This is a genomic window from Halobacillus sp. BBL2006 (genome assembly GCF_000786645.1).
Classification (GTDB): Bacteria; Bacillota; Bacilli; order Bacillales; family Halobacillaceae; genus Halobacillus.
Genome location: NZ_JRNX01000153.1, coordinates 1 through 4,613 on the forward strand (window position 1 = coordinate 1; position 4,613 = coordinate 4,613).

The 4,613-nt window shown below is 42.2% G+C and carries 4 protein-coding genes; 3 read left to right on the forward strand and 1 reads right to left on the reverse strand.

All coding sequences use genetic code 11. The annotated features are described in order from the left end of the window. The 3 genes from LD39_RS05550 to LD39_RS05560 form a co-directional block, all read left to right on the forward strand. Nucleotides 1-824, forward strand: an 824-nt coding sequence (locus tag LD39_RS05550) for an NAD(P)/FAD-dependent oxidoreductase (protein ID WP_035543773.1), incomplete at its 5' end; no start/stop codon positions are given. Further along, a complete protein-coding gene (locus tag LD39_RS05555; RefSeq protein ID WP_197061396.1) occupies nucleotides 821-2,302 on the forward strand; it encodes an NAD(P)/FAD-dependent oxidoreductase in 1,482 nt (493 codons plus the stop codon). The genes LD39_RS05550 and LD39_RS05555, both read left to right, overlap by 4 nt. A 2-nt stretch (nucleotides 2,303-2,304) precedes the next feature. Then, nucleotides 2,305-3,141, forward strand: a complete 837-nt coding sequence (locus LD39_RS05560) for a phytoene/squalene synthase family protein (protein WP_035543776.1) — start codon at nucleotides 2,305-2,307, stop codon at nucleotides 3,139-3,141. A gap of 48 nt (nucleotides 3,142-3,189) precedes the next feature. Here LD39_RS05560 and LD39_RS05565 read toward each other — a convergent pair. Then, nucleotides 3,190-4,613: NAD(P)/FAD-dependent oxidoreductase (locus LD39_RS05565; protein WP_035543777.1), on the reverse strand; the 1,424-nt coding region annotated here is incomplete at its 5' end.

Genomic DNA, 4,613 nt, shown 5'->3' on the forward strand with positions numbered 1-4,613 from the left:
ATCAATTGTCAAAAGCGATGGCTAAGGTTACAGAAGAGCACGGGGGTACAATTCACCTGGGAAATGGTGTCCGAAAGTTTAAATTGGACGGAAAAAAGGTGGTCGGATTGGAGCTGGATTCCGGTGAGGACTTTTATGCAGATGAAGTCATAGTAAACGCAGATTTTGCAAATGCGATGCAGCATATGCTTGATGATAATGTGCTGAAGAAATATTCGAAGCAGAAACTAGAGAAGAAAAAATATTCTTGTTCCACATTTATGATTTATGTGGGGTTGGACAAACTTTACGATATGCCTCATCATACGATTCTTTTTGCGGAGGATTATCAAAAGAATGTCAACGAAATGACAAAAGATCTCGTGCTTTCGGATGAACCTTCCATTTATATTCATAATGCGAGTGTTACAGACAACTCTCTCGCTCCAGAAGGACATTCAGCTGTATATATTTTAGCTCCTGTTCCGAATAATTACTCGGAAATTGATTGGGATGAAAAACAGGACACATTTAAGCAGCTAATCTTTGATGAGCTAGAGAAAAAGACTGGTTTCTCTGATATCCGCGATCATATCGTTACAGAGAAAGTGTTGACACCAAAACAGTGGCAAACCGATCATTTCGTTCATAAAGGAGCAACCTTCAGTTTAGGGCATCAGCTGTCCCAAATGATGTACTTCAGACCTCATAATCGTTTTCAAGAGTTGGATCATTGCTGGCTCGTCGGTGGTGGCACCCACCCGGGAAGCGGACTTCCAACGATACTGGAATCGGCCCGCATCACTACAGGGTGGATTAGAGAAAAGGAGGCAAAAACCTCATGAAAAAGATACAGACAGTCATCGTTGGTGGGGGGATCGGCGGTTTAGTGACTGCTCTTTTGCTCTCTAAAGATAAAGATCGTCATATCTCAATCTTTGAGAAAAACAATTATCTGGGTGGTCGCTTGACGTATGAGAAACATGGCGAATACAAAATCGATCAAGGTCCAACTATTGTTCTTCTTCCAGAGATGCTGCTCAGAATTTTAGAAGAGGGTGGGATCAAGCGAGAAGCCGTTCCTCTTGTTCCCTGCGATCCTTTATATAAAGTCCACTTTAAAGATAAAGAGCCTTTTCATAAGTACACGGATCCAGAGAGACAAAAAGAAGAGTTGAAGAAACGATTTCCTGGAAACGAAGCAGGTTTCGATCGCTTTTTAAAAGATATGAAAGTGCGTTTTTTGCAAGGGAAAGCGCAATTTCTGGAGCAGTCGTTCGTAGAGAAACGTAAATTTTTTTCAAGAAAAAACTTACACACGTTAATGAAATTGAAAGCTTATCAGAACGTGAAAAGGATGATGCGCAGCTATTTCAAGGATGAAGCCCTTGTAGAGGCTTATACTTTGCAGACTTTATACATTGGCGGTCATCCTCAACAGTCTCCCGCAATGTATTCGCTTGTATCCTATAGTGAGCATGAGCATGGCATCTGGTATATGAAAGGAGGTTATGCTCATCTCGTAGAACTCATCGTTGATGTGCTTCGATCAAGAGGAGTGGAAATTCATATAAATTCTGAAGTAGAAGAGATCGCTGTGAAGGAGAATCACGTTCAATCTTTAATAGCTGAAGGGCGACAATACCCCGTTGATGAAGCGATATTAAACGGCGATTTTCCAACTATGGATCGCTTGCTTCCTAAGGAAAAGCGGCTGAACAGGAACTATACACCATCCTCAGGCTGTCTGCTCCTATACATGGGACTTGATAAAAATTACCCAAGTTCCTCTATTCATCAATTTTTCATGTCCTCGGACTTTGACCGACATATGAAGCAGGTGTTTGAGCTGAAACAACTACCTGATGATCCATCATTCTATACCTTTCACCCATCTCTGATTGATGATTCGCTCGCACCTGAAGGGAAAGGGGTTCTATACACGTTAATTCCAGTCCCTGCGGGAAAAGAAGTTGACTGGAGTAAAAAAGAAAATCTCATCGATTATGTGATTAATCAAATGGAGGAGAGAGGGTTCGATGACCTTAGAAATCAGATTAACTGGATCAAGGTGAGGTCACCTGAAGAAGCAAGAGCAGACGGTCTATTTGAAGGAGGGAGCTTTGGAATAGCTCCGACATTGTTTCAGTCTGGAGTGTTCCGACCGCAAATGCAGCCCTATGCAGTTAACAATTTGTATGCGGTGGGGGCGTCCATCCACCCTGGCGGAGGAGTGCCTATCGTTATGCAGGGGGCGAAAATTTTGGCAAATCATTTGCAATATCATAGATCAGAAAGGCATAATTACAAGCGAGGTGTTTAGTGATGACGGACTTAAATCAAGCATATGAATATTGTCGCACGATTATAGAACAGCATTCAAAAACCTTCTCTAAAGCTTTCGCTATGTTACCTAAACAGCAGAAAAAAGCGGTTTGGGCAATTTATGCTTTTTGTCGACGAGCAGATGATATTGTCGATGAAGGAGCGAATCCGAAAGAAGAGCTGGATGTTTTCGCAACAGAGTTTGACCAGTTCATGGAAGGGAAACTTTCTAGCGGACACCCGGCGTGGATTGCTCTTGAGGATGTATTTAGTCATTTTTCGATGGACCCGAGACCCTTTTACGATATGATTCAAGGTCAGCGAATGGATTTATATCCTGAGCCGATTCATACAAAGGATGACCTGTTGAACTATAGTTATCATGTGGCTAGTACGGTTGGACTGATGCTGCTTCCTGTCATTGCGCCAGGGAAAGTGACAGCACTTAGGGATGGAGCAATTGAACTAGGCTATGCGATGCAAATTACCAACATTCTTAGAGATATAGGTGAAGACCTTGATAGAGACAGGGTGTATCTTCCTGCTGAAATCATGGGAAAGTATGAGTACACTACCCGTGATCTTCATAGAAAAACAGTGAATAAAGCCTTCATTCAAATGTGGGAAGAGTTGGCGGAAGACGCTGAAGTCTATTATGCCAATGCCTTGAAAACCATTCCATATTATCCCCTCTATTCCCGAGCTCCTGTTGGGGGAGCAGCAAAGATGTACCGTGCCATCCTTCATTCCGTTCGTAAAAATGACTACGAAGTCTTTGAGCAAAGAAATTTTGTATCCGATCAAGAAAAGAAGCAGATTATTGCCGAGATGCAATAATCTGCTTCTTTTTCATCTATTCTGAATTAAGTTTACCTGTTGCATTTCTTATTCTATCTGTACAATTTTCCCTAAGATTTTGTTAGCTACATTTTGTCCGCTAAGAACTACCATTGGAGAACCACCTCCAGGATGTGTACTGCCTCCACAAAAATAGAGATGATCGACATCTTGTGATTGATTGAAGGGTCGCATGAAAGCTTGGAATCGACTGTTAGAGGAAGGACCATATAAAGAGCCTCGATACGCTCCGAACTTTGTCTCGATTTGTTCTGGTCCCAGCACCTTTTCAACATTCAGATGTTTTCTTATCGGGATACCGGCTTCAGCCAGATGGTCATAAATCAGCTCTTTATATATCTGTAAATCAAATTGACCTTCATTTAGGGCAGGAGCGTTCACCAATATAAAACAGTTGTCTCCTTCAGGTGAAAGCTCAGGGTCTGTTTTGGAGGAAGTCCCAATGTAAATCGTCGGTTGTTCAGCATAATCGCCAGCCTTTAATTGGACGAATTCTTTTTGATAATTATTAGAAAAGAGAACGTGATGGTGGTGTAGTTGCTCTAGATTTGTATCCAATCCTGCCATAATCACATAAGCCGATATGGATGGATCGAAAGATTGAAGCTTCTTATCCGATAAATGGGGCCGCTTTACGTCCGGCAGTAGTTCAGGGACAGCTTTCAGCAAATCTCCGTTGACAATGATATGGTCTGCCTCAGCAACGTCTCCATTATCTAATTCCACACCAGTGGCTCTTTTTCCATCCGTGAGAATCTTAGTGACCTTTGTATTTTTAGATAAAAATGCTCCTTGCTTTTCAGCAGCCTTGACAAAGCTATCCGCAATTCTTGTATTTCCTCCTCGTACATAGTAAACGCCTTCGTTCAATTCGAGATGAGCGATCATCGCAAAAGTTGCCGGTGTTTGATAGGGACTTGATCCTACATACGTAGAATAGCGGTTGAGCGCTTGAAGAATGTGGGGATTGGAAAAGTATTGCTTGAAAAAATGATCCATCGATTGCAGCGGCCTCACCTTTGCCATGCTTTTTGCTAGTGAAAGGGAAAGGTAATCGCTCCAGCCGGAAAAAGTTCGGTGTAAGAAATGTTTTTCGGATAAATTAAAAAGACGTTCAATTTCGTTGAGAAACAAATCATACTTTTTACAGACTTTTGGATCCAGATGGGACAGCTGTTCTCTCATGAATTCTCTGTCTGTAGAAAAGTCAAATACTGTACCGTCCTTGAACTGGTTCCGTGTATGATGATCGAGTTTGATGAATGGGAGTTCTTCGTCTGGATCAAGCCCGCCGATTCTGACGACTTCTCGAAAAACATCAGGCATTGTAATCGTATTCGGACCAAAATCGAAGTGGTATCCTTGCTCGTTTACTGGCATCATCTTGCCGCCAAAGTGATCATTCTGTTCGAAAAGGCGGACGTCTACTCCATTTTTGGCCAGTGTGACAG

Coding starts and splice junctions, on each gene's coding strand:
- LD39_RS05555 (WP_197061396.1), top strand. CDS start 821: ATGAAAAAGATACAGACAGTCATCGTTGGTGGGGGGATCGGCGGTTTA.
- LD39_RS05560 (WP_035543776.1), top strand. CDS start 2,305: ATGACGGACTTAAATCAAGCATATGAATATTGTCGCACGATTATAGAA.